Consider the following 26914-nt stretch of genomic DNA (forward strand, 5'->3'; position numbering starts at 1 on the left):
ACACTAGTACGAGCCACCGACAGCGCGCCGCCCCCGGCCATGCGCCCGCACCCACGCCATGCCCCGCGCGCCGAGTGGGCTCTCGGCCACGTGTGCTCAGGCGCTGGCGGACCCGTCACGGGGCTCCAGCACAGCGATGCACTCGACGTGGTGCGTCATCGGGAAGGCGTCCCAGGCCTCGAGGGCGACGAGGTCGTAGCCGTGCGTCCCGGCGGCCTTGACGTCTCGGGCCAGGGCCGCGGGGTCGCACGCGACGTAGACGACGCGGCGCGGCCCCATCCGAGCGAGCAGCCCCATGACGTCCTTGCCGGCCCCCGTGCGGGGCGGGTCGAGCACCACGAGGTCGGCAGTCACGTCCTGGTCCACGAGCGACCGCAGCTCACGGTCGACGCGGGTGGCCCGCCACTCGACGTTCTCGAGGTGCTCGGTGTTGGACTCGCCGTTCTCGACCGCGCGACGGTTCCCCTCGACACCGAGGACGACACCGTCGGGCGCGACGAGCTCGCCGAGGCGCATCGTGAAGAGGCCCGACCCGGCGTAGAGGTCGAGGACGCGGTCCCCCGGCTCGGCGCCGAGCAGCGTCGACACACGGGACAGGAACGTCGTGGCCGCGCCCGGGTGCACCTGCCAGAAGCCCCTCGCGGAGACGACGTACTCGCCCTCCCAGTCGCCGTCGCGGGCCAGCTCGCCGACGAGCCCACCGCCGCTGCCGCCACCCTCCGGCGCGGGCAGCGGGACGAGCACCGGCTCGTCGGGGTGCACGGCGTCGATGACGTCGACCGACTCGAGGTCGGGCCACTCGGTGTCGAGCACGCCGGAGTCGATGACCCCTCGGGTGGCGATGAGGCAGTCCTCGACGGGCACGATGTGGCTCGACCGGTGACCGCGCAGACCCGCGCGCCCGGCACCGTCCACGGCGAACTCGACCCGGGTGCGCCAGCGCAGCCCTCCCTCGTCGCCCGGCACCGGCTGGACGACGACGTCGACGTCGAGTCCTGCCACCCGCGCGAACTGCTCACGCACGACGGCGCCCTTGAGCGCACGCTGCGTGTCCAGGGAGGCGTGCTGGAAGTCGCATCCACCGCAGAGCCCGGGGGCGGCATACGGGCACGGCGCGGGCACGCGACCGGGCGCGGCCTCGAGCACCTCCACGGCGTCGGCACGCACGAAGCTGTCACCGACGCGCCCCTCGGTGACGCGTGCGACGACGCGCTCGCCGGGCAGCGTGTGGCGGACGAAGATGACCTGTCCCTCGTGCCGGGCCACGCAGTGACCACCGTGGGCGACGGGCCCGACTTCGACGGTCCACTCCCGTCCCACGAGCGACTCACCCCCTGCGGCGCGCTCGCGGTTCTGGCGGCCGCTCACAGCGCTCCACCGCGCACGGACCCGCTGATCGGCGGCTCGTCGATCCAGTCGCGCTCGGCGCCCTCGGACGACTGGAGCTGCCACGGGACGCTGACGACCATGACACCGGGGGTGAAGAGCAGCCGGGCCTTGAGACGCAGCGCGCTCTGGTTGTGCAGCACCTGCTCCCACCACTTCCCGAGGACGTACTCGGGGAGGTAGACCGTGACGATGTCGCGCGGGTTGCCGCTGCGGATCGACCGGACGTAGTCGAGGATCGGCTTCGTGATCTGGCGGTACGGCGAGGACAGCACCTTGAGCGGTACCGGGATCTCGCGCTTGTCCCACTCGTCGAGCAGTGCCTGCGTCTCGTCGGGATCGACGTCGACCGTCACGGCCTCGAGGTAGGACGGCCGGCTCGCCCGGGCGTACGCCAGCGCCCGCATCGTCGGCTTGTGCACCTTGGAGATGCAGACGATGGCGTGCACGTGGCTCGGCAGCATGGGCCGCTCGACGTCCCAGTCGATGGCGAGCTCGTCACGCACGCGGTTGTAGTGCTTCTTGATCCCGAGCATGAGGGCGAAGAGGACGACCATCGCGAGGATGGCGTACTTCGCCCCGGCCTGGAACTTCGTCAGGAGGACGACGATGAGCACCGTCGCCGACATCGCCGCACCCACCGCGTTGATGATGCGCGACCGCTGCATGCGCGACCGTTCCTTGGCGTTGCGCTCGAGGCGCAGGTGGCGCGTCCAGTGCCGCACCATGCCGATCTGCGAGGTGGTGAAGGAGACGAACACCCCGACGATGTAGAGCTGGATCAGCGCGGTGACCTCGGCCTTGAACACGATGACGAGGACGATGGCCGCCCCGGCGAGGATGAGGATGCCGTTGCTGAAGGCGAGCCGGTCACCGCGGGTGTGCATCTGCCGGGGCAGGTAGCCGTCGCGGGCGAGGATCGAGCCGAGCACCGGGAAGCCGTTGAACGCCGTGTTGGCGGCGAGGACGAGGATCAGGCCGGTGACGATCGAGACGAAGACGACGCCGATCGGGAAGTCCGCGAACACCGACTCGGCGAGCTGGCCGATGGCCGTGTGCTGGATGTACGAGTCACCGACCGGCTGTCCGTCGCGCAGCAGCTGGGCGCCCGGGTCGTCGGCGATCTTGACGCCGGTCCACTGGCTCAGGGCGATGATCGAGCCGAGCATGACGACCGACAGGGTGCCCATCAGGAGCAGGGTCGTCGCGGCGTTCGTGCTCTTGGGCTTCTTGAAGGCCGGGACGCCGTTGCTGATGGCCTCGACGCCGGTCAGGGCCGCGCAGCCGGACGAGAACGCCCGCAGGAGCAGGAAGGCGGCAGCGAGTCCGGTGAGGCCCTGGCCCTCCTCGGGCTTGAGCGTCAGGCCTGCGCTCTCGGCCGGCGTCAGGTTGCCCGTGAAGTGCTGGATGAAGCCGTAGACGCCCATCCCGATGATGGCGAGCATGAAGGCGTAGACGGGCACGGCGAACGCCTTGCCCGACTCCCGGACGCCGCGCAGGTTCATGGCGGTGAGGAAGACGATGAGGGCCACCGCGACGATGACCTCGTGGCCGCGGACGAAACCGAGCACCGTGGCAGCGTTCTGCACGCCGGACGAGATCGACACCGCGACGGTCAGGACGTAGTCGACGAGCAGGGCGCTCGCGACGGTGAGGCCGGCCCGCGGACCGAGGTTGACGGTCGCGACCTCGTAGTCGCCGCCGCCCGAGGGGTAGGCGTGGACGTTCTGGCGGTACGACGCCACCACGACGACCATGACGAGGACGACCGCGATGGTGACCTGCCAGCTGTGCGTCGCGACGAACGTGCCGCCGGCGAGCCCGAGCATGAGCAGGATCTCGTCGGGCGCGTAGGCCACGGACGACAGGGCGTCGCTCGCGAAGATCGGCAGCGCGAGGCGCTTGGGCAGCAGGGTCTCCCCGAGCTTGTCGCTGCGCATCGCGCGACCGAGGAGGAGGCGCTTGAACAGCGAACCGGTACCGGGCACGACGCAACTGTATGACGGATCGTCCCCTCGCACTGACCCACTCCGGACGGCGCGGACACCGTCCCGAGAACGTATGCCGTCCTGCCCGTTTCGCTCGGCGTCCGGCCTGCGCGGCCTGCGGGGTGGGCGACGTCCCCACGGTGTAGCGTCGCGTCCGTGCACTTCGTCATCATGGGATGCGGCCGCGTCGGGTCGACCCTCGCCCGCACCCTGGGCCGCAACGGCCACGACGTCGCCATCATCGACGCGGACGCCTCCGCGTTCCGCCGGCTGGGCACCTCCTTCGAGGGCCAGACCGTCACGGGCATCGGGTTCGACCGCGACACCCTCATCGCCGCCGGCATCCGTGACGCCTACGCCTTCGCGGCCGTCAGCAGCGGCGACAACTCCAACATCCTCGCGGCCCGCGTGGCGCGCGAGACGTTCGGGGTCGAGCACGTCGCCGCCCGCATCTACGACCCGCAGCGCGCCATGGTCTACCAGCGCCTCGGCATCCCGACCGTCGCGACGGTGCGCTGGACGGCCGACCAGATGATCCAGCGGCTGCTGCCGCAGGGCGCCGTGCCCGAGCTGACCGACCCGAGCGGCAAGATCGTCATCGCCGAGGTCCCCCTCGCCGAGGGCTGGGTCGGCCGGCACCTCACCGATCTCGAGGAGCAGACCGGCGCCCGCGTCGCCTACGTCACCCGGCTCGGCGAGGGCACGCTCCCCCGGCCCGACATGGTCGTCCAGCAGGGCGACCTCGTGCACCTCACCGTCCCGCGCGACGACCTCGCTCGCGTCGAGCGGCTCTGCGACCAGGCCCCGGCCGCCCACTGACCCGGCACAGGAGAAGAAACCCCCATGCGCGTCGTCATCGCCGGAGCCGGAAGCGTCGGCCGCTCCATCGCCCGTGAGCTGCTCGGCAACGGGCACCAGGTCCTGCTCATCGACAAGGACGCCGACGACGTGCAGGCCTCACGGGTGCCCGAGGCGTCGTGGCTGCTCGCCGACGCGTGCGAGCTCGCCGCCCTCGAGGAGGCCCGGCTCGAGGAGTCGGACGTGTGCGTCGCCGCCACCGGTGACGACAAGGCCAACCTCGTGCTCTCACTCCTCGCCAAGACCGAGTTCGGGGTCCCGCGCACCGTCGCCCGCGTCAACAACCCGAAGAACGAGTGGATGTTCGACGAGTCGTGGGGCGTCGACGTCGCGGTGTCGACGCCACGGCTCATGACGGCGCTCATCGAGGAGGCCGTGAGCATCGGCGACCTCGTGCGCATCTTCGAGTTCCAGCAGGGCCGGGCCTCGATGGTCGAGATCACCCTCCCGGAGGGCAGCCCGTTCGCCGGGCGCCGCGTGGGCGACGTCGACTGGCCGACCGACACGGTGCTCGTCGCGATCATCCGCGAGGAGCGTCCGCTCGCTCCCACCCCCGACGACGCGATCGAGGCCGGCGACGAGCTGCTCTTCATCACGACGACGGAGCAGGAGGACCGCCTCCAGGATCTCGTCGCACCGGGCGAGCGGCACCACACCCACCTCGAGGACTGACCTCGACGTCGCCGGGCCGGGCGTCAGGGGACCCGCGAGGGGTCGATCGGCGTGCGCCCGCGGAGCAGGATGGCGCCCATCGCCGTGATGGCGAGCAGGTACGCCGGCCAGCCGAGCACCACCTTGGCCACGCCCAGAGCGGCGACCTGCTCGGCAAGGTAGAGCGGCACCATGATCGAGAGCCGGACGACGTTGAGGGCGATGAGGACCCACGCGAGCCGCGCCGCGACCGTGACGATGCCGGGGTGCCGCCGCCACCACGTGGGGTTCTCGGCGAACGCCTCGGGCTCGGCGACCCCGACGACGAAGCCGAAGAGCGGCCACCGCGTCAGGTTCGTCACGAGCAGCAGCACGAGCAGCCCGGCGTTCTGCAGCATGCCCGGCAGGAACGCGTCCTCCGCCCGACCCGACCGCAGCGCGAAGAAGGCCGAGATCCCCACGCCCGCAGCGGCATACGCGATGAAGCGAGGGTCCTGGCGCTGGGCGAGGCGCACGAGCAGGAGGACGCCCACGAGGACGCCGGCGACCACGAGGGACGTGCGGAGGTTCTCGGTGCGCGCCCACACGAGGGCGAAGGCGAGGGTCGGCACAGCCGACTCGACGGCGCCGCGCCAGCCGCCCAGCGCCTCGGACAGCTTGTCGCGGAGCAGCTCCTCGACGGTGTCGTAGCGGCGCAGGTCGGCCTCGGAGCGGACGACCCCGTCGCCCTCCCCGGTGCGCTCTCCGCCCGGTCCCACGGCCGTGCCCTCGGCGTCAGCCATGCGCCTGCCCCGCCCGGCCGATGAGCTCGTAGGCCGGGTTGAACATCGTCTTGACCTTCCGGCGGGTGGTGATGCGGCCCGTGGCCTGGATCTTGACCCCGGGCACGATGCCGGCGATGCGCCGACGACCGAGCCACACGAGGTGGAGCGACTCGGTGCCGTCCCAGACCTCGACGTCGAGCGCCGGGGTCTCCTCGCGCGGCCGCAGGGTGACGGACCGCACCTCGCCGCACACGGTGACCCTGACGCGCTGGGGCGCGTCGCCGATGTGCACGACGCCGTCGAGGTCCGAGGACTCACGGCGCAGCTCGGCCGCCTCGATCTCGTGCGACGAGCGGGTCAGGCGGTCGGTGAGGCGACGCAGGGCGCCGGGCTGGCCCGTGCTCACGGGCGCGTCCGGCTCGGACGCGGTGCGGGACACGGGCCGGACATCAACGGACCTCGGTGATCTCGGGTCCACGCTCGAACGGCTTGAGGTCGGGACCGCCCTGCTCGGCGGCGTCGTCCGGCTCACCGGCCTGGGCGGCGCCGTCGGCGTCGGGGAGGCGCAGCGGCAGCAGCTCGCGGGGAGGCATGGCCTCCTCGCCACGGTCGATGACCGTCGTCCGGATGACGTCGTGCACCGCCTCGGCGGCGGCGGGCTCGATCGCGGCCCGGCCGGAGACCACGGCGCGGAGGAACCAGCGCGGGCCGTCGACACCGACGAAGCGGGCCGGCATGAAGACCGTCCGGCCGTCGGGGCCGGCCTGCGGCATCCGGGTCAGCAGCTCCTCGCCGAACTCGCCGGTGAGGACCTCGGCGGTGCCGCCGGCGTCGACGATGCTCGCGGCGATCTCGTTGCGGATGTCGATCCAGACACCTTCGGTGCGCGGAGCGGCGAAGGCCTGCAGCTGCACGGCCGACTCGCCGATGACGGCGGTCACACCCGTGATCTGCTGCTCCTGCTCGTTGACCTCGAGGCGCAGCTCCATGCCCTGCTGCCCGCGCAGCCAGATGGCGCCGAGGTTGAGGTAGTCGGAGTCGTCCTCGACCTCGCTGCGGTCGAGCGGTCGGGACGTGGCCGCAGGGGCGCCGTCACCGTCGACGTCGCCGTCGACGCCGCCGTCACCGAGCTCATCCTGCTCGAGGTCGTCGGGAAGGTCCACGGCATCGGTGTCCGGGCGGTCCTTCGACTTGCCCCGGCTGAAGAGTCCCACGTCATTCCGTCCTTTGAGTCCTGCTGCACGGTGGGCACGATGCCCGCCCGTGGTCGTCGCGGCGCTGACGCAGCGCCCGGCGAACCGTATCCGATGATCACGCCCCGGTGGGCGTCTCCCCCGGTGTCGGCGGGGCGGCGCCGCCGGTGGCGAACCCACCGGTGGATCCGTGTCCAGTGTCCCCCCGACTGGTGTCGTCGAGCGAATCCACCTCGACGAAGTGCACGCGCTCGACCCGCTGCACCACGAGCTGGGCAATCCGGTCGCCCCTGCGGACCGTGAACGGCTCGCGTGGGTCGAGGTTGACGAGGTTGACGAGGATCTCGCCCCGGTAGCCCTCGTCGACGGTCCCGGGGGCGTTGACGATGGAGATGCCGTGACGTGCCGCGAGGCCGGAGCGCGGGTGCACGAAGCCCGCGTGACCAGCGGGCAGAGCGAGGGCCACACCCGTCGGCACGAGGACACGCTCCCCCGGCTCGATGGTCAGGTCGACGCGCGAGCAGAGGTCGGCGCCGGCGTCCCCGGGGTGCGCGTAGCGGGGCAGGGCCAGGTCGGGGTCGAGCCTCCGGACCGGGACAGCACAAGGGTCGGTCACGAGGACCGACCCTACTTGCTCCTGGCCATGCTGCTGCCCGGTGGGGAATGCGCTCAGGCTGCGCACTCCGTGCAGATCATCATGCCGTTGCTCTCCTTGGCGAGCTGGCTGCGGTGGTGGACGAGGAAACACCGTCCACAGGTGAACTCGTCGGCCTGCTTGGGCAGGACGCGCACCGACAGCTCCTCACCGGAGAGGTCGGCACCCGGGAGCTCGAAGCCCTCGGCCTGCTCGGTCTCGTCGACGTCCACGCTGGACGACGTCTTGTCGACCCGACGGGACTTCAGCTCCTCGATGGAGTCTTCGCTCAGATCGTCGTCAGTCTTGCGTGGCGCGTCGTAATCGGTTGCCATCTCGTTGTCTCACTTCTACTCGTGCTGCGCCTTGCGGTCTGTGACGCGGAGAACGCTCGTGGGCCCGTGCTTGTTCCCGGAGAACCCGCGCGGTCAACGACGTTGTCAACAGCGACGAAACATGTCCGCGTGCGCGTATGGTGCCCGATCCCCACCGCGTTGTCACGTTGCCCGAGCCAAGGCCTGAGACGCGCCCCCGCCCGCACCACTCACACCTGCCCTTTTCGGACGAACAGTTCACCTGCGCTTTGCCATCCGCCGACCTCCACGGGTGCACATTGGGGGTCCTACGGCGCGGTAGGGTCTCCGGACTCGACCGATCGACAACCCAGGCCCGGAGGTGGCACCCATGACCGAGTTCGTCGACCAGATCAGGCAACGTGTCAACGACGCGCTGGGCGACCTCGCCGAGGCACGACAGGCGGGTGACGACTACCGCGTGCAGGTGCACACCGGCGAGCTGGAGTCCTTCGCCCGCCTCGCCACGGAGAACGGCGTCCGCGTCCCCGAGCTCGAGCCGTTCCAGGCGGCCTGAGCAGCGTCACCCGACGCACGACCGCGGACGTATGCCGTCCGCTCCCGCACGACGACAGGCGCCCCACCCGGCTCGGCCGGTGGGGCGTTCGTCCTGCGTCCTCGAGCGAGCGGCGTGACGGTCAGCCGGTTGCGCCCTGCGGCGCGACGAAGAGCGCGCGCACCTGCTCGACGAGGGCGGGTCCCGCGGCGACGGTGAGGGCCGTGCCGGGTGCCGACCCGGGCTCCTCCCCCGCGCCGATGACGACGCCTCCCGCCTCCTCGACGACGAGCCAGCCCGCGGCGAGGTCCCAGGCGTTGAGGCCGGTCTCGGCGTAGGCGTCGACGGAGCCCTCGGCCACGCGGACGAGGTCGAGGGCGGCACTCCCGATGCGTCGGATGTCACGGACGAGGGGCAGGACCCCCAGGAGCGCCTCCGCCTGTCGGGCGCGCACCTCGGGGGCGTAGCCGAAGCCGGTCGCGAGCAGGGTGCGGGCGAGACGGTCCTCGTCCGAGACCGACAGCTGCTTCGACGCGACGTCCTCGGTCGGGTCCTCCGGGCTCGTCCGGGCTCCGGTGCCCCGGCCGGCGTGGTGCACGAGGCGCCGGCACGGGTCGGCGACCGCACCCGCGACGGGGGTCCACCCGCCCTGGGAGTGCGCGTCCCCGACGACGACGGCCACGGACACGGCATACGCAGGGATCTCGTAGAGGTAGTTGACGGTGCCGTCGATGGGGTCGACGACCCACGTCAGGCCGGAGGTGCCGGTGACGTCGGCCCCCTCCTCGCCGAGGATGCCGTCGTCGGGGCGGGCCGCCTGGATGAGCCGGTGGAGCAGCTCTTCGGACCGCCGGTCCATGACGGTCACGACATCGGTCTCGGTCGACTTCGTCGCGGCGACGCCCATCCGGGGCGGGCGCTCGTCACGGATGAAGCGGGCGGCCTCCACCGCGAGCTCGACGCAGAGCCGCTCGAGCTCCTGGACCGTGACACCGTCGGGGAGAGCGGGAACAGGGCGTTCGGTCGTCATCGCGGCGTCCTCAGTCGCTGCCGCAGAGGGCCGGGCGGGCCTGGCGCAGGTTGGGACAGCAGCCGGGTGCGCACACCGAGGGCATCCGACCCTCGAACTGCGGCACGTCCTCGCCGCGGGCCTCCGCCGCGCGCTCCAGCAGGGCGTCGACGAGGTCTCGGACGAAGACCTCGTCCGTGCCGACCGTCGGGACGCGCACGTGGGTCAGGCCCAGCTCGTCGGCCGTCTCCTGCGCCTCGGTGTCGAGGTCGTAGACGACCTCCATGTGGTCGCTGACGAAGCCGATCGGAGCGGTGACGACGGTGCGGATCCCGGCCGCCGCGAGCTCGCGCATCCGGTCGTTGACGTCGGGCTCGAGCCACGGCTGGGTGGGCGGGCCCGAGCGCGAGCAGAAGACGAGCTCACCCGTGAGGTCGCGGCCGAGGACGCGGTTGGCCTCCTCGGTGAGCTGCGACGCGAGCGCCAGGTGCTGGCGCTGGTAGAGGTTGCCCTCCCCGTCGCCGGGACCGGACGTGTCGTCCATGGCGTCGGGGATCGAGTGCGTGACGAAGAGCAGCGCGATCTCCGCGTCCGGCGCGCCGTCGAGCGCCCGCAGGGACCGGACGAGCTCGCCGGCGTTGGCCGCGGCGAACCCGGGGCGCCGGGCGTACTGCGACACCTTGTCGATCTGCAGCTCGATGCCGTCCTCGGCCACCGTGGCGGCGGCGTCGGCGAGGTTCTCGCGGTACTGGCGACAGGAGGAGTAGCACGAGTACGCGCTCGTCGTCAGGGCGACGACGCGTCGGTGCCCGGCCGCGTGGCTCTCGCGCAGGGCGTCGTCGATGAACGGCTCGCTGTTGCGGTTGCCCCAGACGATCGGTGTGCTGATGCCGCGCCCGTCGAGCTCGGCGCGCAGGGCCGCGATGAGCGCCCGGTTCTGGTCGTTGATCGGGCTGCGGCCACCGAAGTGGTGGTAGTGCTCGCCGACGGCCTCGAGACGTTCGTCCGGGATGCCCCGGCCGGCGGTGACGCGCCGCAGGAAGGGCATGACCTCGTCGGGGCCCTCGGGACCGCCGAAGCCGAGCAGGATCACGGCGTCGTACGGTTCGAGCGGCGAGGGCTGGGGCTGGTCGGGCGTCGGTGCTGCGTCTGGTGTCATGTCTCCGCCATCGGTGGGTGAGCAGGGTTTCGAGGGGCCAGGGCCGTGGTGCGCCGTCGTCAGGTCGGGTTGGAGCGCAACGGGGTCGGGGCGTTGAGGTCGAGGCGGACGGCGAGCATCCGGAGGGCGAAGACCAGACCCGCGGCGGTCCAGAGCACCCAGTCCTGGAGCGACCCGAGCTGGGCGGCCACGACGACGAGGATCGAGCCGAGCATGGCCGGGACGGCATACAGCTCGCGGCGCAGCACCTCGGGCACCTGTCCCGCCAGCAGGTCGCGCACGACCCCGCCCCCGACCGCCGTGATGACGCCCACGAGGACGGCCGCGATGGGCGAGACCCCGAGCGTCGTCACGGCCTTGAGGCTGCCCGCGACGGCGAAGGCGCCGAGGCCGGCGGCGTCGAGCACGCGGACGAAGCGGGTGATGCGCTCGACGCCCGGGTGGAAGAGGAACGTGACGAGGCCGCCGAGCGCCGCGGCGGTCAGCAGCCGCCAGTCGCTGATGCCGACCGGCGGGATGTCGCCGATGAGCAGGTCGCGCACGATGCCGCCGCCGAGGGCCGCAGCGCAGGCCAGCACGAGCACCCCGAAGAGGTCGAAGCGCTTCTTGACGGCCACGAGGCCACCGGAGAGCGCGAAGACGAACACGCCGACGAGGTCGAGGGCGAGCTGCGCGGACGCGAAAGAGGTAGGCATGCCAGAGCAAACGGTACCCGTGCGGCGTGGTCGCTTTGGTGCCACCCGGGCCGGTGGCATGCTCGACAGCACGGCGCACCGGCCGGCACCAGCGACCGGCGCACCCTTCACGGCAGGACCACGCAGACTCGGTACCGGGAGACCCACCCATGCAGCACCTCAGGCTCGTCGGCGTCCACGAGGACGGATTGCACCTGCTGCTGGCCGACGACGAGGGCAACCGCTTCTCCGTCCCGCTCGACGACTCGCTCCGCGCTGCGGTGCGGCGCGATCGGCCGCGGCTCGGCCAGCTCCAGATCGAGATCTCGGGCGGCCTGCGGCCCAAGGACGTCCAGGCGATGATCCGGGCGGGCATGACGGCCGAGGAGGTCGCCGAGCGCGCCGGCTGGACCGTCGAGAAGGTCCACCGCTACGAGGGTCCGATCCTCGCCGAGCGCGAGCACGTCGCCGGCCTCGCCCGCCAGGTCCGGCTGCGCCCGCGCGGCGGATCCCACGGCGCGGCTCCCACCCTCGACGCGCGGGTCACCGAGCGCCTGCGCACCCGCGAGATCGACTCCGTGACAGCGCGCTGGGACTCCCGTCGCACCGACAAGGGCGCCTGGACCGTCCTGCTGCTCTTCACCGCCGGCGGTCGCGAGCGCGAGGCCGCCTGGCAGTACGACCCGCTCGCCCGCACCATCTCGGCCGTCGACGACGAGGCCCGCTGGCTCAGCGAGGACGAGGACCAGCAGGCTCCCGGCCCGATCCCGGCCCCGCACCTCAGCGCCTCCAACCGTCCGAGCCGCGTCTACGACGTCGAGGCCGAGGGTGGGGTCGGCGCGGCCACGATGCGCCGCCGCGAGGGCGAGACCGTCGACCTCATGGCCGCCATGCGCGAACGAAGCGCCCAGCGCGGTCGTCGCCGCCGTCCCAAGTCCACCGAGGTCCCCGGTCTCGACGAGGCGCCCGAGGAGGCCCTGCCGCTGCAGGAGCTCGCCGGCGACCCACGCGACGAGCTGCCGCCGCCGGCGCACACGCACCCCGAGGACGACCCCGAGGTCGTCAAGACCGGCTCCGTCGAGCAGCGCGTCGGGGTCGACGCCGCCCGCCGCAAGGCACGGCGCACCGAGCCCACCCAGCCCGTGCGACAGGCGCCGGAGCAGCAGTCGACCGCCGCCCCGGACCCGGGTCCGGACCCGGCGGAGCCTGCACCCGATTCCGACCCCGCTGACCTGATCCGCAAGCCCGAGCGTGAGTCTGCTGGCGAGCCCGAGCCGGCGGCCGAGGCCGTCAGCGAGTCGGCGGCCGAGCTCGATCAGCACCGCCGTCAGGGTGTAGACCTCGACGACGCCCCTGACGTCGCCGACGACCCGACGGACCGGTCGCCGTCGGAGCCCGTCGAGGAGCCGCTGCGGCCGGCCGTGCACCGCCGCGAGGACTCCCGGCGACTGTCACGCGTCCCCGCCGGGAAGGGCGAGTCCTCCCCCGCAGCCGAAGATCGCGACGAGTCCGGTGAGCCCGACGACGACGGCTACGACGTCGTCGAGCAGCGGGCAGCCGCGCCGGAGGCCAAGCCGGTCCCCCGCCCGGCTCCACCGGCGCGCAAGTCCGGACGGCCGAGCGTGCCGAGCTGGGACGACATCATGTTCGGCCGCAAGAACGACTGACGGCCACCCAGCGCCTCCCCCGCAACCATTCGGGGCCACGACACGCACCGTCCCCCACCCGGCCCTGGCACCGACCAGTCGGGGGCCGCGGCACCCGGGTGGGCGGGCCCGAGAGCTCGCCGGACGGCATACGCCCTCGGCTGGGGACGTGGCGCTCAGTCGGCCTGCGTGATGGGCAGCGGCGGCAGCGGGCAGACGTCGAGGTCGAAGGGCAGCACCTCGGGCGAGATCGCGGCGGCCCGGGCCGCGTGCGAGGTCATCCGGCGCATGTAGTGCCGGCGGCAGAGCACCTCGTACTCGACGAGCCCGGTCGTGCCGGGCTTCGTGTCGCCGACGACGACCTGCTCTCCCTCGACGACCATGACGCCGTCCATGACGCGGGCGTTGGTCGTCGCGCGACGGCCGCACCAGCACAGCGCCTCGACCTGGAGCACCTGCACCTTGTCGGCGAGCTCGATGAGCCGCTTGCTGCCGGGGAAGAGCTCGGTGCGGAAGTCGGCCGTGATGCCGAAGGCGAAGACGTCGACGTCCATCTCGTCGACGATCCGCGCGAGCTGCTCGACCTGGTCACTGGTGTAGAACTGAGCCTCGTCGCAGATGAGGTAGTCGATGCGGGTGCCCGCCGTGGCCCGGTCGACGATCGCCTCCCAGAAGTCGAGGTCGTCGCGGACCTCGAGGGCACCCGTCGACAGGCCGAGCCGCGAGCTGAGGACGTTGGCGCCGGCGCGGTCCATCTTGGTGAAGATGAGCCCGACACGGCCCCGCGCGCCGTGGTTGTGGTCCATCTGGAGGGCGAGGGTCGACTTGCCGCAGTCCATGGTCCCGGAGAAGAAGACGAGCTCAGCCACGAGGCACCACCCTAGGCGCCCCGGCGGGGTGGCACCACGACCACCGGCACGGCGAGTTCCGCGTCGCTCGTCGAGCCGTGCAGACCGAGCAGCGCGACCACCTCCCGCCGCATCAGGCCGGAGTGCACGACGGCGAAGGAGCCCTCCGTGACGACGAGGAGGTCGCCGATCCGGCCCTCGACACCCGCGCGCACGGGGCCGAACCAGCCCTCGTCGACGGCGCGCTCACGGGTGAGGATGCGCGCCCGGTCACCGAGCCGGGCCGCCCACGCAGCCGCGACGTCATCGGTGGCGCCGGCCTCGGCGTAGAGTTGGAGGTTGCGCGGCTCACCGCCGAGATGGCGCACGCCAGCCATGAGCTCCGGCTCGTGCACGAGGTCGATGCGGTCGTGGAAGGGGACGTCGACCATGCCGTGGTCGGCCGTGACGACGATCGACGTGTCGTCCGGGACGCGCGCGGCGAGCTGCCGGAGCGCGGCGTCGACCGACTCGACCTCGTCGCCCCACTGCCACGACTGACAGCCGTGCACGTGGCCGATCTTGTCGACCTCGCCCCAGTAGAGGTAGACGAGGGCACGCGGCGTCGCCCGCACCGCGGAGGCCGTGGCGGACACGCGGTCGTCGAGCGTGCGCCCGGCCCGGAAGCGACCGCCGCGCAGGGCGGCGGTGGTCAGGCCCGAGCCGTCGAAGTAGTGCGGACCCACCATGGTCACCGAGACGCCGGCGTTCTCGGCGGCCTCGAAGACCGTCTCGTTCGGCTGCCAGGCCCGAGGGTCGGGACCGTCCTCCCAGGACAGCTCGTTGAGCAGCCGGTCGGTGGCGGGGTCGAGCACCTGCATGCCCACCAGACCGTGGGAGCCCGGCGGCAGGCCCGTGCCGAAGGTCCCCATCGACGTCGCCGTCGTGGTCGGGAAGCCGCACGGCACCCGGTGGGCGGTGCCGAGCTGGCTGCGCAGGAAGGGCGCGTGGCCGCTGCGCTGGCGCAGCAGGTCGTGACCGAGCCCGTCGACGAGCACGACGACGGTGCGCGGCACCGCGGGCAGGTCGAAGACGTCGCGGCCGGCATACCGCGGCACCCCGAGACGGTCGGCGACCGACGGGAGCACCGATGCCAGGGTGCCCGCCGACCAGTCGGTCGGCGTGGCGGCGTGGGTGGTCACGTCGTCGGCCACGGCGCGCGCGTCAGTGCGCCGTGCCGCCGCCGATGCTCGCGGAGAGCACCCGGGCGAAGCTCATCGCGCGGCCCACGGCGTCCTCGCCGTCGGCCGCCGAGCTGATGCGCAGCGAGATGTCGTCGGAGGCGATGGTCCCCTCGAAGCCGTGGTCGGCGGTGCAGTCGGGGTCGCCGCAGGCGGCGGGGATCATGTCGAGCCGGCTCACGGCGCCCCAGCCGAGCGTCAGGGTCAGGTCACGGCCGTGGGTGCCCGGCGTGAACGTGTCGGGCTGCGCCACGACATGGGTCAGCATGACGCCGCGCACGGCGGCGAGCGGCACCGTCTCGGTCGTGGCCGTCGCCATCAGCTTGTCCTCAGACTCGGCGTGGTCGTCGGCGTGAGCGATGACGAGCCGCTGCGGCGTGACGACGAGCACGGTGACGTGACGGCGCACCGTCTCGTGGTCGAAGGTCGTCTCCTGGTGCACGAGGTGCGAGACGACCTCGTCGTCGGCGATCGCCGACTCGACGACGTCGCAGACGAGCGAGGGGTAGTAGCCGGCTCGGGTGATCGCCTCGGTGAGGTCTTCGGGAAGGGCCCGACCGGTGCCCGTGGTGACGCGTCGCATGCCCCCATCCTTGCACCAGCGAGAGAATGACCCCTCCCAGCGGTCCACACCGTGCGGCGTCAGGTCATGCGTCGGCGCCCGGGGTCCTTGCGCACGAGGGCGGGTCGCACGACGACCTCGGCGCCGAGCACGTCGACCCCGCCGGTCCAGGCGTTGACGGGGTTGAGCTCGACCGAGGACAGCTCGGGGTGGTCGTCCGCGAGCACCGACAGCCGCGCGATGAGGTCGGCGAGCGCCGCGCGGTGCACCGGTGCCGCACCCCGGTGCCCGCTGAGCAGGGGCGCGGCCTTGACGCTGTCGATGAGGTCGGTGACATCGACGTCGGTCAGCGGCGGGATGCGGTGCGCGACGTCGCCGAGCAGCTCGGTGGGAGGCCCGGCGACGGAGAAGCTGACGACCGGACCGAAGAGCGGGTCCTCGCTCGCGCGGATGACGCACGAGACGCCGGGGACGGCCATGCGCTGCACGACGAACCGGTCGGCTCCCAGGGGCCCGAGCCGCTGGGTCAGGGACGTGTACGCGTCGCGGACGGCCTCGGCGTCGACGAGGTCGCCGCGCACCCCGACGAGGCCGGGCTGGTGGCGCACGACCGGCGAGGTCGACTTGAGGATGACGGGGTAGGTCAGCTCCTCGGCGGCAGCCACGGCGGCGTCGACGCCCGCGACCTCCACAGCGGGCCAGCCGCGTATGCCGTAGGCCCCGAGCAGCTCGCGCGCCTCCTCGCGCGTCAGCGCGCGCCCGTCGGGGCTGTCCGCGAGGTAGCCGTCGAGGAGCGCCTCGGCGCGGAGCCGGTCGATGCCGACCGGCGCGACCTGGGTGCCGCGGTCGCGCTGGCGCCAGAGGGCGTAGCGCGTCACGGCGTTGAGCGCCCGGATGCCGTCCTCGGGCATGGAGTACGCCGGCACCGACCGCCGGATGCCGTGCTGATCGTAGGAGAGCCCGTCACCGACTCCGCGCATGCCGAGGAACGTTGCGACGCACGGCTTCTCGTGGTCGGCAACGATGGTGCGGACCGCCATGTGCACCTCTTCGTCCTGCGTCACGAGCGGCGGGATGAAGGCGGCGACGACGCTGTCGACCTCGGGATCGGCAAAGGCGGCGTCGAGCGCGGCGGCGAACTCCTCGGCCGACGCCTGCGGCGGCAGCGAGACCGGGCCGTGCGTCACCCGCAGGCCCCAGCTGACGCAGGCACTCGCACTCAGGGCGCCCAGGGCGTCGGAGTTGCCGACGATCGCGACGCGGTCACCCTTCGGCAGCGGCTGGTGCAGGGTCAGCTGGGCGACGTCGAAGAGCTGGTGGACGTTCTCCACGCGGATGACACCGGCCTGGCGCAGCAGCGCGTCGAACGCCTGCGGGGGCACGTTGGTGACGCGGGTGCGGTGCCCGGGCGGGGCGGCGAAGCTCGAGACCCCCGAGCTCACGACGACGACGGGCTTGACCGCCGCGAGCGCCCGGGCGATGCGGGAGAACTTGCGCGGGTTCCCCATCGACTCGAGGTAGAGGCCGACGGTGTCGGTCTCCTGGTCGTCGATCCAGTACTGCATGAGGTCGTTGCCCGAGACGTCGACGCGGTTGCCGGCCGACGCGAACACCGAGATGCCGAGGCCGCGCCGGGCCGCCGAGGCGAGCACCGCGACGCCGAGCGCACCGCTCTGGGCGAAGAGACCGAGGCGACCGGACTGGGGGATGACGGACGCGAGCGTGGCGTTGAGGCGTACCGACGGGTCGTTGTTGATGAGGCCGAAGCTGTTCGGGCCGACGATGCGCATCCCGGCGCGGCGCACGCGACGACGCAGCTTCTCCTGCAGGCGAACTCCCTCCTCGCCCGCCTCGGCGAAGCCGGCTGAGAGGACCAGGAGCGCCTTGACACCGGCCTTGCCGCAGTCCTTGACGACCTCGATGGCCTGCGCAGCCGGGACGACGACGATGGCGAGGTCCACGGGCTCCGGCACGTCGTAAATGCTCGGGTAGGCGGTGAGGCCCTGGATCCGGTCGGCCACCCGGTGGATCGGGTAGAGCTCGCCCTGGTAGCCGGCGGCCAGGATGTTGCGCATGACGAGGGCGCCGATCGACTCCTCCCGCCGGCTCGCGCCGATGATCGCGACGCGCTCCGGGAAGAGGATCGTGTGCATGCTGCGGGACTCGGCCCGGTGCTCCCGCGAGAGCTGGACGGCCTTGCTCTGCTCGGTCGGCGAGATGTCGAAGGAGACCTCGACGACGCCGTCCTCGATGTGGTGCGTGACCTCGTAGCCCGCCTCCTTGAAGACGGTGAGCATCTTGCGGTTCTGCGGCAGGACCTCGGCCACGAACCGGTTGATCCCCATCTCCTGCGCGATGGCGGCCAGGTGCTCGAGCATGACCGAGCCGATGCCCTTGCCCTGGAAGTGGTCCGAGATGTTGAAGGCGACCTCGGCCGAGGTCGGGTCGATGCGGTCGTAGCGGCCGATGCCGATGATCTCGCCGTCGAGCGTCGCGACGAGGGCGACCCGGTCGTGGTGGTCGACGTGCGTGAAGCGGTAGAGGTCCCGGGCGCTCAGCTCGCGCAGCGGGGCGAAGAAGCGCAGGTAGATCGACTCCGCCGACTGGAGGCTGTGGAAGTGGCGTATGCCGTCCGCGTCGTCTGGGGTGATCGGCCGGATGTGCGCCACGGTGCCGTCCCGGAGCACGACGTCCGCCTCCCACTCGACGGGGGCACCCGTGGCCTGCGCCGAGACCCGCTCGATCGCGCCGGTGTCGTCGCTGAGCTCGCCACCCTCCATGCCCTCATCGTGTCACGTCGGGCTGCACGACCCCGGGAGATGGGAGTGTGGGCGCATGGAGTTCACCGACGTCGTCCGCTCCCGACGCATGGTCCGCCGCTACGACCCCGACCGGGAGGTGCCGCGCGAGGTCGTGGAGCGCTGCCTCGACAACGCGGTTCGCTCCCCCAGCGCCGGATTCAGCCAGGGCTGGGACTTCGTCGTGCTGACGAGCCCGCCCGAGCGCGACGCCTTCTGGGCGGCCACGACGGAGCCCGGCGCTGCGAGCGACCCCTGGCTGGACGGCATACGCGCCGCTCCGGTGCTCGTGCTGTGCCTCTCGCACAAGGACGCCTACCTCGAGCGCTACGCGGCACCCGACAAGGGCTGGACCGACCGTGACGAGGCGCGCTGGCCGGTGCCCTACTGGGACGTCGACACGGGCATGGCCTCGCTCCTCATCCTGCTGACCGCCACCGACGAGGGCCTCGGCAGCCTCTTCTTCGGGGTGCCGCCGGAGCGCCACGCCGCCGTCCACGAGGCGTTCGGCATCCCCACCAGCCGCAGCATCGTCGGGGTCGTGTCCATCGGGTATGCCGTCCCGGGCCCCCGGAGCCCGAGCCTGCGGCGGCACCGGCGCACCGGCCGCGAGGTGTCCCACTGGGGCCGCTTCGGCGTGGCAGGTGAGGACGTGTCATGACCCTGCGCGAAGATGGGGTGTTCACCCGCTAGCGGCAAGGAGCACCACCCGGCATGGCCCGTGGAAAGACCCCCCCGCCTCCACCGGAGGACTTCGAGGAGAAGATCGTCGGCATCGACGTCGAGGAGGAGATGCAGAACGCCTTCCTCGAGTACTCCTACAGCGTCATCTACAGCCGGGCGCTGCCCGACGCCCGGGACGGGCTCAAGCCCGTCCAGCGACGGATCCTGTACGGCGCCAACGAGCTCGGGCTGCGGCCCGACCGCGGCCACGTCAAGAGCCAGCGCGTCGTCGGCGAGGTGATGGGCAAGTACCACCCGCACGGCGACCAGGCGATCTACGACGCCCTCGTTCGCATGGCGCAGCCCTTCACCCTGCGACTCCCCCTCGTCGACGGGCACGGCAACTTCGGCTCGCTGGACGACGGGCCGGCGGCGGCCCGCTACACCGAGGCGCGCATGGCCAACGCCGCGCTCCTCATGGTGGCCGGGCTCGACGAGGACACCGTCGACTTCGTCCCGAACTACGACGACACCCAGCTCCAGCCCGGGGTCATGCCCGCGGCCTACCCCAACCTCCTCGTCAACGGCGCGGCCGGCATCGCGGTCGGCATGGCCACGAACATGCCCCCGCACAACCTCGTCGAGGTGATCGGCGCCGCACGGCACCTCATCGCCAACCCGACGTGCTCGCTCGAGGACCTCATGAAGTTCGTCCCCGGGCCCGACCTGCCGTGCGGCGGCAAGATCGTCGGGCTCGAGGGCATCCGCGACGCCTACCTCACGGGGCGTGGCAGCTTCCGCACCCGGGCGACGGCACGCATCGAGTCGATCACGGCCCGGCGCAAGGGGATCGTCGTCACCGAGCTGCCCTACCTCGTCGGGCCCGAGAAGGTCATCGACAAGGTCAAGGACCTCGTCCAGGGCAAGAAGCTGCAGGGCATCGCCGACCTCAAGGACCTCTCCGACCGCCAGAACGGCCTGCGTCTGGTCATCGAGATCAAGAACGGCTTCAACCCCGACGCCGTCCTCGAGCAGCTCTACAAGCTGACGCCGATGGAGGAGAACTTCGGCATCAACAACGTGGCGCTCGTCGAGGGCCAGCCGCGCACCATGGGCCTGAAGGACCTCCTCAAGGTCTACGTCGACTTCCGCACCGACGTCGTGCGCCGACGCACCGCCCACCGCCTGGCCAAACGCGAGGAGCGGCTGCACCTCGTCGAGGGCCTGCTCATCGCGATCATGGACATCGACGAGGTCATCCAGGTCATCCGCAGCTCCGACGACGCGGCCACCGCCAAGTCCCGGCTCATGGACGTCTTCGACCTGTCCGACCTGCAGGCCACCTACATCCTCGACCTCCAGCTGCGCCGCCTCACGAAGTTCTCGCGCATCGAGCTCGAGAACGAGAAGACCGAGCTCGAGCGCGCCATCGAGGAGCTGCGGGCCCTGCTCGACAACGAGAAGCTGCTCCTCAAGCTCGTGTCGACCGAGCTCGCCGACGTCGCCAAGGCGCACGGCACCCCGCGCCGCACGGTGCTGCTCGAGAGCTCGGGCGCCAGCGCGACGGCGACGGCCGCCTCGCCGCTCGAGATCGCGGACGACCCGTGCTGGGTGCTCCTCAGCTCGACCGGCCTGCTGGCACGGACCGGCACGGCCGAACCGGTCACCGCCGAGGGCTCGCGCGCCAAGCACGACGTCGTCGTCGGCGCCGTCCGCACGACCGCCCGAGGCGAGTTCGGTCTCGTCACGAGCGCCGGGCGCATGGTGCGCCTCTCGGCGCTCGACCTGCCGACCCTCCCACCGACCAACGGGGCCCCCACGCTGTCTGGGGGTGCGCCGCTCGCCGCCTACGTCGACCTCGGCAAGGGCGAGGAGCCCGTGACGATCGTGCCCATCGGGGCCGACGCTCCCTTCGTCGCCCTCGGCACCGCTGCCGGCGTCGTCAAGCGTGTGACGAACGAGGCCCCGAAGAGCAACGACTGGGACGTCATCAGCCTCAAGGACGGCGACCGCGTCGTCGGGGCCGGTGTCGCCGACCGTGACGACCTCGACCTCGTCTTCGTCACCACCGACGCCCAGCTGCTCCGCTTCCCGGCCCGGACGGTGCGGCCCCAGGGACGCAGCGCCGGGGGCATGGCGGGCATCAAGCTCGCCGCCGGCGCCCGGGTGGCCTTCTTCGGCGTCGCCGACCCGGCCCGCGAGGGTGTCGTCGTCACGTCGTCCGGCTCGTCGGGTGCGCTGCCCGGCACCGAGGGCGGGTCGCTCAAGGTGACGCCGTACGCCGAGTACCCCGCGAAGGGGCGAGCGACCGGCGGCGTCCGCTGCCATCGCTTCCTCAAGGGCGAGGACACGCTCGTGCTCGCCTTCGCCGGCAACACCCCGGCCCGCGCTGCCGCCGCGAACGGTGTCGCGATCGAGCTGCCCACCGCCGACGGGCGCCGCGACGGCTCCGGCGTGCCGACGACCGCGGTCATCGCGCACGTCGCGGCCCCACCGGCCACGACCCAGTCGACGGACCCGGAGCCGGGGGCCAACGCCGCCCCGGACGCCGGCACCGGTGACAGCGCGCCGACCGACGGAGGCGACGCGTGACGCCGCCAGGTGGCAAGGCCGCCCGACGTGCTGCCGCCGTCGCCGCGGCGGCCACGGCTGCCGCATCCGCGACGGTGGCGTCGGTCGTCGACGCCGTCTCAGGAGATCCCGCGCCACGAGACGACCCGGAACACGCCAAGCCCGAGCACACCGAGCCCACCGGGCCCACAGGGCCCGAGCACACCGAGCCCGTCGAGCCCGTCGAGCCCGAGCACGCCGAGCACCCGGCGACGACGGGCTACGGCACTCCTGCGTCCGACGCGTGCTCGGTCCTGTGGGACCACGACGGCACGAGTGCCTACGGCACCGCGGCGACGGCGCGCTTCTTCGTCATCGTCGAGCAGTCCGGCCCGTGGGGCCGCGACGCGGCCCGCGAGTCACACCTCGACCGGGAGCTCGGGACCGAGCTGGAGGGCCGCACGAGCCGGGCAGGCGGGCGTTTCATGCTCATTCGGCGCCCGGGAGGCCACCCGGCGCACGACGGCCCACGCCACGTGTTCGTCGCGCACGCCGGTGCGCGGCCCGAGGACGCCTGGCTCCTCACGTCCGAGGTCGACGAGCTCGGCGACCTGCTCGGCCTCGACTGGGGTGCCCTCGCCCGCGGCAGCCGCGCGCTGGTGCAGGCCTCGCTCCTCGGCTCACGACACGCTGAGCCGACTCTGCTCGTGTGCACCAACGGTCGCCGTGACGTCTGCTGCGCCGTCCGCGGACGTCCCCTCGCGGCGCACGCCGCGCGGGTCGCTCCCGGTCGGGCGTGGGAGGTGTCGCACACCGGCGGTCACCGGTTCGCGCCGACCGCCGTCCTCCTGCCCTGGGGCCAGACGTTCGCGCGCCTCGACGAGCGGGCCTGCGAGTGGCTCCTCGGCGCGAGCGAGACCGGGCACCTGCCGGCCGAGCTGCTCGGCCCGCTCCACGACCGGGGCCGCTCCGGCGTGACCGGTCCCTCGCAGTGCGCCGAGTCGCACGTCCGCGCCGAGACCGGCGAGACCCGCCTCGACGCCCTCTGGGCCGACGCCCCGGAGCCCGCCGACGGCGGCTGGGACGTGACCGTCACCCATGCCGACGGGCGCCGCTGGCACGTGCGCGTCACGCGCGAGCCGGTCGGTCGCACCCGACCCGAGTCGTGCGGCAAGAAGGCGATCGAGGTCATGGAGCACCGGGCGACGATCCTCGAGGCGTGGTTCTAGCCCGGCACCTCGACGGGCCCTCTCACCAGGGCTTCGGCACGGTCTGCGACCCGTCGCCCGGCACCGTGTCGTCGTTGCCCTGCTGCTGTTGCTGGTTGCGCTCGATGGTGTTCTGGCGCTGCTGCTCCTGGAGGTAGTCCTGCTCCTCCTGGCTCGGCGTGTTCCCGGGATCCGGCGTGGGAGCGGGCTGCTGGCCCGGGCCGGGCTGCGGCTGGGGGTTGTCGGGCGGCTGCTGGTCCTGGGGCGGCGCGTCGGAGTTCTTCTCCTCCATCCGCTGCTGCGCCTGCTGCAGCTGCTCCCCGGTCTGGCCACCTTCGGGAGCCTCGCAGAGCGGTGGGCGCTCCTTCGTGATGGTGATGCCCTTGTCGTAGTACTGCTTCCACTCGTCGGTGCGCTCGCGCGCCTTGGCCGCGTCACCGAGGGCCTCGTAGGTGAGGCCGAGGTTGACCCGCACCTTGCAGTCGTCGATCCCGCCCTTGGGCACCTGCTCGAAGGCCTGCTCGAACCACGGACGGGCCAGCTCGAAGTGTCCCGAGAGGACGTGGGCGTCACCGATCGCGAAGGGCGAACGGAACTGCTCGACGACGTTGACCCATCCCTGTCGCTCACCCCAGGTCTGCGTGCGGGGCTTGTCGCCGGCCTCGTAGGCGTCGAGCGTCTGCGCGTGCACGAGGTTGAGCGAGACCAGCCTGATCGCCACGAGGACGAGCAGGACGACGACGGGAGCGGAGGCGAGCAGCAGGCGCCTGCGGCGCCGGCGGAGGTGTGGCGGCAGGGGACGACGGTCACGTCGGCGCAGTCGGAAGCGGCGGCGTACGCCCTCGTCGGGGACGTCGTCCGCGCGTGCGGGCCGCTCGTCGAGGAGCGTCATGGGCGGGTCTCCCTCCGGCGGCGGGTCTGGACGAGCGCCGTGATGCCGGCGCCGACCTCCCACGCGGCGATCCCGGCCACTCCGAGCAGGAGCGGCCAGTAGAGCTCGCGACGGGCGATGACCTTCTGCTTCTCGATCTGCTCGCTCGTGCCGAAGCGCTCGAGGTCGATGCCGTCGACGGCGGGGCCGATGGCGTCGCCCGCCTCTCGGTGCAGGTAGGTCAGGCCGAGCTGGTCGCCGATCGTGCGCAGGGTGTCCTCGCTGACGACCGACCTGGCGTCCTCACCGGTCGCGGGGTCCTTGATGTAGTCGCGGGTCGTGTCGAAGCGGGACCGCGTGGCCTTCATCCGGCCGCCCTCGGTCGTGCCGTACCCGAGGACCGCTCCGCCGTTGATGAGCCGCTTGTCGACGTCGAAGGGCGCGGGAGGGTCCTGCGCCGTCTGCTCCCCGTCGCCGAAGTAGAAGACGACGCGTCCGCGTTCGGGGGTGCGCGCGTCGGCCTGCTGGAGCAGCGTCTTGAGGCGGGTGTTGGCCTCGCTCACCGACGTGCCCCTGGAGACCTCGTAGGACTCGGGGAGCAACGTCTCGACCGCGGCGTCGAGGGCTGTCGTGTCGGTCGTCAGGGGCAGGCGCACCCGCGCCTCCTGGTCGAACGTCACGACGGAGTAGCGGGCGCCCGGCAGGGACGCGGCGATGGCCGAGATGTCCGAGGAGACGCCCTCGATGCGCGGACGTCCGTCGCCGTAGTCCTCGGCGATGATGCTGCTCGTCGTGTCGACGACGAAGTAGACGTTGAGGTTGGCGGCCGTGGTGTCGACCTGCTCGCCCGGCACCGCCGGGCGCAACGCGGCGATCCCGAGGAGCACGACCGCAGCCGTGAGGCGCCAGTGCGTCGCCCGCGACTCCCCCGGCACCGCCCGCGACGAGGGGTTCCACCACACGGCGGCGAGCGCCCCGACGACGAGGACGAGCAGCACGGGCCACGGGGCGACGGGCAGGAGGGTCACGACGCCCACCTCCGGCTCGCACCGATGACGCCGATGAGCCCGATCCCGGCGAGCGTGATCGGCAGTGTCGGGTTGTCGGAGTAGAGGGCGCGGGAGGCCGCGTCGATGAGCGTCGCCTCCTGGGCCTGGACCGCGTCGACGATGCCCTTGATGGCTGCCTGGTCGCTCATCGCGAAGTAGCGGCCGCCGGTACCGGTGACGATGTCGCGCATCTCCACCGCCTCATCGTCGGCCCCGTCCTCTTCCGGGTTGAGCCCGTAGACGCGCACGCCCTTGGCCTTGGCCAGCTCCCCCGCCTCGTCGACGTCGATGATCGGCCGCCCGGCGAGGTGGTTGTCGGTGGCGAAGACGACCGAGCGGGCGCGCTGCAGGTCGACCTTGTCGAAGCTCGAGACGCACGTGGCGAGGCCGTCACCGATGAGGGAGGTGCCGCGGCCGTTGAAGGTGCCGGCGAAGAAGGAGTCGTACTCCGGGTCGCCCGTCAGCGCGCGGCCGGCCGAGTCGAGCTCCCCGTTGATGAAGTCGTAGTCGTCGGTGAGCGGGAAGACCGTGGCGGCCGAGGAGTTGAAGATGACGAGGCCGATGCGCTCGCCCTGGAAGCTCGACACGAGCGTCTTGAACGTCGACACGAGCGTCGCGTCGTAGGCAGCCATCGAGCCGGAGATGTCGAGGCACAGCATGATGTCGCGACTGCGGGTCTGCGGCTTGTCGATGGTGGTGTCGAGCGGTCGGGCCGCGCCGACGAGCGCTGCCCCACCGAGGAGCACGGCGCTCGAGGCGAGCACCGCCATCCGGATCCGGTGCAGGCGCAGCGCCCGGCGGTACTCCGGCAGCTCGGTCAGCGCGGTCGAGTTGGCGACCGCCGCCGACGCGCGAGCCTGGCGTCGGGACATGAGGCGGTAGACGGCATACGCGAGCAGTGCCGCGAGCAGCGTCCCGAGGCCGAGCACCCCGGGCCACTTGAGGTCGAGCCCGTTCAGCTCCATCGCGCCACCACCTGCTTGGCGACGCTGCCGGCCCCGACGAGGGTCGCCGTCTCACGCGGCCCGAACTCACCCGGGTAGAGCGAGCCGACGACCTCCGAGACGGGCGTCAGCCGGGACCCCGTCGCGTTGAGCTCGGTGAGCGTCATCGTCGGCGCGTGGATCCCCGACACCTCCTGGACGAAGTGGCGCACGAGCACGCTGAGCTGCTGGTGCGCCCGGCGCTGGCTGATCTCGCCGGCAGCCGCTCGGTCGAGCACGAGGTCGATCTGCCGCGTGTAGTCGGCACGCAGGCGGGTCAGCCGGTCCGACGTGATGCGCGGCGGGACGACGACCTTCTTCTCGCGGGTCGACCACCACACCCAGGCGTACCAGGCGGCGACGAGGGCGAGGGCGCCGATGCCGATCCAGAGCCACGTCGCGGCATACGGGTCGGGGGCGTAGAAGCCCGGCGGCGGGGCGTCAGCGGCGCGCACGGCGCTGCCTCTCGAGCAGGGCGAAGACCGTGGCGACGACCTCGTCGGACGAGCCGAGACGCGCGTGGTTGATCCCGCGGCGGTCGAGCAGCTCGGTGGTGCGCAGCACGCGCTCGGCGACCGACGCGGCATACGCCGCGCGCACCCGCGGGTCGAGCCGCACGAGCGTCGGCAGGGTGTACGTGTCGGCGACGTCGTATGCCGTCCGGTCCCCCTCGATGGCCGTGGGGTCGGCGTCCTCGACGGTGATCCAGAGGATCTCGTGCTGCACGTGGAGCCGGCGCAGCAGCTCGTCGAGGGCCGGGTCGAGCTCCTTGTCGTCGGCGACGACGAGCAGCACGAGCCGGCGCCGGACGTTGCGCACGATCCAGCGCAGCTGCGTCGCGAGGTTGCTCTGGTCGCCGTCGAGGACGGTCGCGGCGTCGACGGCCCGCAGGAGCAGCTCGAGGTGCGCCTCGGAGCCACGCAGGTCGTGCGCCACCGTCGAGCCGGCGGTGCCGCGGACGAGCCCGACGAGGTCTCCGTGGCGCTGCGCGAGGTAGCCGACGAGGCCCGCCGCCGCGATGGCGACCGACTTCTTCGGTTCGCCGCTGCGGGTCGAGGCCGCCATCCCGCGGCCGGTGTCGATGACGAGCATGACGTTCTGCTTGCGCGTCGCCACGTAGCGCTTGACGAGCGGCGACTGGCTGCGGGCGGTGGCCCGCCAGTCGATGTCACGCACCTCGTCACCCGGGACGTAGTCGCGCAGGTCGTCGTAGTCGAGGCTGCGGCCGTGGAAGACGGAGGCGTACTCGCCCTCGAGGAGGCTGCGGGACTTGCGGCGCGCATGGACGAAGAGCTTGCTCTTCACCCTGGTCAGCAGCGTCGTCGGCATGTCGCGTCTCTCGTCCGGCTCC

At 72.3% G+C, this 26914-nt stretch carries 26 protein-coding genes; 7 read left to right on the forward strand and 19 right to left on the reverse strand.

Annotated features, from left to right (window positions below):
• Nucleotides 1-96: 96 nt before the first annotated feature.
• Entirely contained in the window at nt 97-1368 is a 1272-nt protein-coding gene (locus ACSSS0_RS00880) for a class I SAM-dependent RNA methyltransferase (RefSeq protein WP_487229704.1), read from the reverse strand.
• Nucleotides 1365-3326: an APC family permease gene (locus ACSSS0_RS00885; RefSeq protein WP_435987842.1), complete on the reverse strand. Its 1962-nt coding sequence runs from the start codon at nt 3324-3326 to the stop codon at nt 1365-1367. The genes ACSSS0_RS00880 and ACSSS0_RS00885 overlap by 4 nt, the downstream gene beginning before the upstream one ends.
• 204 nt (nt 3327-3530) lie before the next feature.
• Here ACSSS0_RS00885 and ACSSS0_RS00890 point away from each other — a divergent pair, with 204 nt between their 5' ends.
• Nucleotides 3531-4193 carry a potassium channel family protein gene (locus ACSSS0_RS00890; RefSeq protein ID WP_435985814.1) on the forward strand — a complete coding sequence of 221 codons (663 nt, stop codon included), beginning with the start codon at nt 3531-3533 and terminating at the stop codon, nt 4191-4193.
• A gap of 24 nt (nt 4194-4217) precedes the next feature.
• Nucleotides 4218-4904 carry a potassium channel family protein gene (locus tag ACSSS0_RS00895; protein WP_435985813.1) on the forward strand — a complete coding sequence of 229 codons (687 nt, stop codon included), beginning with the start codon at nt 4218-4220 and terminating at the stop codon, nt 4902-4904.
• Between the two features lie 23 nt (nt 4905-4927).
• Here the strand turns inward: ACSSS0_RS00895 and ACSSS0_RS00900 are convergent, their stop codons facing one another.
• From ACSSS0_RS00900 to ACSSS0_RS00920, 5 genes are all read right to left on the reverse strand, one after another.
• The gene (locus ACSSS0_RS00900) at nt 4928-5665 is read right to left on the reverse strand and encodes a DUF3159 domain-containing protein (RefSeq protein WP_487229705.1); all 738 of its coding nucleotides are present in this window, start codon (nt 5663-5665) and stop codon (nt 4928-4930) included.
• Nucleotides 5658-6086 carry an OB-fold nucleic acid binding domain-containing protein gene (locus ACSSS0_RS00905; protein ID WP_435985811.1) on the reverse strand — a complete coding sequence of 143 codons (429 nt, stop codon included), beginning with the start codon at nt 6084-6086 and terminating at the stop codon, nt 5658-5660. Before ACSSS0_RS00905 ends, ACSSS0_RS00900 begins: the two co-directional genes overlap by 8 nt.
• 10 nt (nt 6087-6096) lie before the next feature.
• On the reverse strand, nt 6097-6861 hold the full coding sequence (locus ACSSS0_RS00910; RefSeq protein ID WP_487229706.1) for a DUF3710 domain-containing protein: 765 nt from the start codon (nt 6859-6861) through the stop codon (nt 6097-6099).
• A 97-nt stretch (nt 6862-6958) separates the two neighbouring features.
• Nucleotides 6959-7456, reverse strand: a complete 498-nt coding sequence (gene dut / locus ACSSS0_RS00915; protein WP_435985809.1) for a dUTP diphosphatase — start codon at nt 7454-7456, stop codon at nt 6959-6961.
• Between the two features lie 53 nt (nt 7457-7509).
• Nucleotides 7510-7809: a DUF4193 domain-containing protein gene (locus ACSSS0_RS00920; RefSeq protein ID WP_020145516.1), complete on the reverse strand. Its 300-nt coding sequence runs from the start codon at nt 7807-7809 to the stop codon at nt 7510-7512.
• Nucleotides 7810-8158: 349 nt separating this feature from the next.
• On the opposite strand from ACSSS0_RS00920, the gene ACSSS0_RS00925 reads away from it, so the two are divergent.
• On the forward strand, nt 8159-8344 hold the full coding sequence (locus tag ACSSS0_RS00925; protein WP_435985808.1) for a hypothetical protein: 186 nt from the start codon (nt 8159-8161) through the stop codon (nt 8342-8344).
• A gap of 121 nt (nt 8345-8465) precedes the next feature.
• On the opposite strand, the gene ACSSS0_RS00930 is transcribed toward ACSSS0_RS00925, so the two are convergent.
• From ACSSS0_RS00930 to ACSSS0_RS00940, 3 genes are read right to left on the reverse strand one after another with little or no spacing between them, the layout of a single operon-like run.
• Nucleotides 8466-9353 (reverse strand): inositol monophosphatase family protein, encoded by an 888-nt coding sequence (locus tag ACSSS0_RS00930; RefSeq protein WP_487229707.1) that lies wholly within the window; start codon nt 9351-9353, stop codon nt 8466-8468.
• A 10-nt stretch (nt 9354-9363) separates the two neighbouring features.
• Nucleotides 9364-10491 carry a ferrochelatase gene (locus ACSSS0_RS00935; protein ID WP_487229708.1) on the reverse strand — a complete coding sequence of 376 codons (1128 nt, stop codon included), beginning with the start codon at nt 10489-10491 and terminating at the stop codon, nt 9364-9366.
• A gap of 59 nt (nt 10492-10550) precedes the next feature.
• Entirely contained in the window at nt 10551-11186 is a 636-nt protein-coding gene (locus ACSSS0_RS00940; RefSeq protein WP_487229709.1) for a trimeric intracellular cation channel family protein, read from the reverse strand.
• 149 nt (nt 11187-11335) lie between these two features.
• On the opposite strand from ACSSS0_RS00940, the gene sepH reads away from it, so the two are divergent.
• Nucleotides 11336-12832 carry a septation protein SepH gene (sepH, locus tag ACSSS0_RS00945; protein ID WP_487229710.1) on the forward strand — a complete coding sequence of 499 codons (1497 nt, stop codon included), beginning with the start codon at nt 11336-11338 and terminating at the stop codon, nt 12830-12832.
• A 155-nt stretch (nt 12833-12987) separates the two neighbouring features.
• Here the strand turns inward: sepH and ACSSS0_RS00950 are convergent, their stop codons facing one another.
• Genes ACSSS0_RS00950 through ACSSS0_RS00965 form a run of 4 tightly spaced genes read right to left on the reverse strand, consistent with a single transcriptional unit; the run spans nt 12988 to nt 18221 of the window.
• On the reverse strand, nt 12988-13680 hold the full coding sequence (locus ACSSS0_RS00950) for a thymidine kinase (RefSeq protein WP_435985803.1): 693 nt from the start codon (nt 13678-13680) through the stop codon (nt 12988-12990).
• An 11-nt stretch (nt 13681-13691) separates the two neighbouring features.
• Entirely contained in the window at nt 13692-14852 is a 1161-nt protein-coding gene (locus tag ACSSS0_RS00955; RefSeq protein ID WP_487229711.1) for an alkaline phosphatase family protein, read from the reverse strand.
• 10 nt (nt 14853-14862) lie between these two features.
• Nucleotides 14863-15462 carry a DUF5998 family protein gene (locus ACSSS0_RS00960; protein ID WP_435985801.1) on the reverse strand — a complete coding sequence of 200 codons (600 nt, stop codon included), beginning with the start codon at nt 15460-15462 and terminating at the stop codon, nt 14863-14865.
• A 59-nt stretch (nt 15463-15521) separates the two neighbouring features.
• Complete coding sequence (locus tag ACSSS0_RS00965) at nt 15522-18221, reverse strand: bifunctional acetate--CoA ligase family protein/GNAT family N-acetyltransferase (protein ID WP_487229712.1); 2700 nt, start codon at nt 18219-18221, stop codon at nt 15522-15524.
• A 55-nt stretch (nt 18222-18276) separates the two neighbouring features.
• Between ACSSS0_RS00965 and ACSSS0_RS00970 the strand changes: the two genes are divergently transcribed.
• Genes ACSSS0_RS00970 through ACSSS0_RS00980 form a run of 3 tightly spaced genes read left to right on the forward strand, consistent with a single transcriptional unit; the run spans nt 18277 to nt 22681 of the window.
• Entirely contained in the window at nt 18277-18900 is a 624-nt protein-coding gene (locus ACSSS0_RS00970) for a nitroreductase family protein (protein WP_487229713.1), read from the forward strand.
• A 53-nt stretch (nt 18901-18953) separates the two neighbouring features.
• Nucleotides 18954-21494: a DNA gyrase/topoisomerase IV subunit A gene (locus tag ACSSS0_RS00975; protein ID WP_487229714.1), complete on the forward strand. Its 2541-nt coding sequence runs from the start codon at nt 18954-18956 to the stop codon at nt 21492-21494.
• Nucleotides 21491-22681, forward strand: a complete 1191-nt coding sequence (locus tag ACSSS0_RS00980) for a ferredoxin family protein (RefSeq protein ID WP_487229715.1) — start codon at nt 21491-21493, stop codon at nt 22679-22681. The genes ACSSS0_RS00975 and ACSSS0_RS00980 overlap by 4 nt, the downstream gene beginning before the upstream one ends.
• A 22-nt stretch (nt 22682-22703) precedes the next feature.
• Here the strand turns inward: ACSSS0_RS00980 and ACSSS0_RS00985 are convergent, their stop codons facing one another.
• The 5 genes from ACSSS0_RS00985 to ACSSS0_RS01005 are packed head-to-tail and all read right to left on the reverse strand — an operon-like array spanning nt 22704 to nt 26892.
• Nucleotides 22704-23552: a tetratricopeptide repeat protein gene (locus ACSSS0_RS00985; protein ID WP_487229716.1), complete on the reverse strand. Its 849-nt coding sequence runs from the start codon at nt 23550-23552 to the stop codon at nt 22704-22706.
• The gene (locus tag ACSSS0_RS00990) at nt 23549-24559 is read right to left on the reverse strand and encodes a vWA domain-containing protein (protein WP_435985795.1); all 1011 of its coding nucleotides are present in this window, start codon (nt 24557-24559) and stop codon (nt 23549-23551) included. The genes ACSSS0_RS00985 and ACSSS0_RS00990 overlap by 4 nt, the downstream gene beginning before the upstream one ends.
• Nucleotides 24556-25545 carry a VWA domain-containing protein gene (locus ACSSS0_RS00995; protein ID WP_487229717.1) on the reverse strand — a complete coding sequence of 330 codons (990 nt, stop codon included), beginning with the start codon at nt 25543-25545 and terminating at the stop codon, nt 24556-24558. The genes ACSSS0_RS00990 and ACSSS0_RS00995 overlap by 4 nt, the downstream gene beginning before the upstream one ends.
• Nucleotides 25536-26018 (reverse strand): hypothetical protein, encoded by a 483-nt coding sequence (locus tag ACSSS0_RS01000; RefSeq protein WP_487229718.1) that lies wholly within the window; start codon nt 26016-26018, stop codon nt 25536-25538. The genes ACSSS0_RS00995 and ACSSS0_RS01000 overlap by 10 nt, the downstream gene beginning before the upstream one ends.
• Nucleotides 26005-26892 carry a DUF58 domain-containing protein gene (locus ACSSS0_RS01005; RefSeq protein WP_435985792.1) on the reverse strand — a complete coding sequence of 296 codons (888 nt, stop codon included), beginning with the start codon at nt 26890-26892 and terminating at the stop codon, nt 26005-26007. Before ACSSS0_RS01005 ends, ACSSS0_RS01000 begins: the two co-directional genes overlap by 14 nt.
• Between the last annotated feature and the right edge of the window lie 22 nt (nt 26893-26914).

It is taken from the genome of Terrabacter sp. R4-6 (assembly GCF_057529065.1).

Excerpts from the sequence above, each read along its gene's own strand:
- ACSSS0_RS00885 (WP_435987842.1), bottom strand. The coding sequence starts at position 3,326 with ATGCGCAGCGACAAGCTCGGGGAGACCCTGCTGCCCAAGCGCCTCGCG.
- ACSSS0_RS00895 (WP_435985813.1), top strand. The coding sequence starts at position 4,218 with ATGCGCGTCGTCATCGCCGGAGCCGGAAGCGTCGGCCGCTCCATCGCC.
- ACSSS0_RS00900 (WP_487229705.1), bottom strand. The coding sequence starts at position 5,665 with ATGGCTGACGCCGAGGGCACGGCCGTGGGACCGGGCGGAGAGCGCACC.
- ACSSS0_RS00920 (WP_020145516.1), bottom strand. The coding sequence starts at position 7,809 with ATGGCAACCGATTACGACGCGCCACGCAAGACTGACGACGATCTGAGC.
- ACSSS0_RS00925 (WP_435985808.1), top strand. The coding sequence starts at position 8,159 with ATGACCGAGTTCGTCGACCAGATCAGGCAACGTGTCAACGACGCGCTG.
- ACSSS0_RS00930 (WP_487229707.1), bottom strand. The coding sequence starts at position 9,353 with ATGACGACCGAACGCCCTGTTCCCGCTCTCCCCGACGGTGTCACGGTC.
- ACSSS0_RS00935 (WP_487229708.1), bottom strand. The coding sequence starts at position 10,491 with ATGACACCAGACGCAGCACCGACGCCCGACCAGCCCCAGCCCTCGCCG.
- ACSSS0_RS00940 (WP_487229709.1), bottom strand. The coding sequence starts at position 11,186 with ATGCCTACCTCTTTCGCGTCCGCGCAGCTCGCCCTCGACCTCGTCGGC.
- sepH (WP_487229710.1), top strand. The coding sequence starts at position 11,336 with ATGCAGCACCTCAGGCTCGTCGGCGTCCACGAGGACGGATTGCACCTG.
- ACSSS0_RS00960 (WP_435985801.1), bottom strand. The coding sequence starts at position 15,462 with ATGCGACGCGTCACCACGGGCACCGGTCGGGCCCTTCCCGAAGACCTC.
- ACSSS0_RS00965 (WP_487229712.1), bottom strand. The coding sequence starts at position 18,221 with ATGGAGGGTGGCGAGCTCAGCGACGACACCGGCGCGATCGAGCGGGTC.
- ACSSS0_RS00970 (WP_487229713.1), top strand. The coding sequence starts at position 18,277 with ATGGAGTTCACCGACGTCGTCCGCTCCCGACGCATGGTCCGCCGCTAC.
- ACSSS0_RS00975 (WP_487229714.1), top strand. The coding sequence starts at position 18,954 with ATGGCCCGTGGAAAGACCCCCCCGCCTCCACCGGAGGACTTCGAGGAG.
- ACSSS0_RS00985 (WP_487229716.1), bottom strand. The coding sequence starts at position 23,552 with ATGACGCTCCTCGACGAGCGGCCCGCACGCGCGGACGACGTCCCCGAC.
- ACSSS0_RS00995 (WP_487229717.1), bottom strand. The coding sequence starts at position 25,545 with ATGGAGCTGAACGGGCTCGACCTCAAGTGGCCCGGGGTGCTCGGCCTC.
- ACSSS0_RS01005 (WP_435985792.1), bottom strand. The coding sequence starts at position 26,892 with ATGCCGACGACGCTGCTGACCAGGGTGAAGAGCAAGCTCTTCGTCCAT.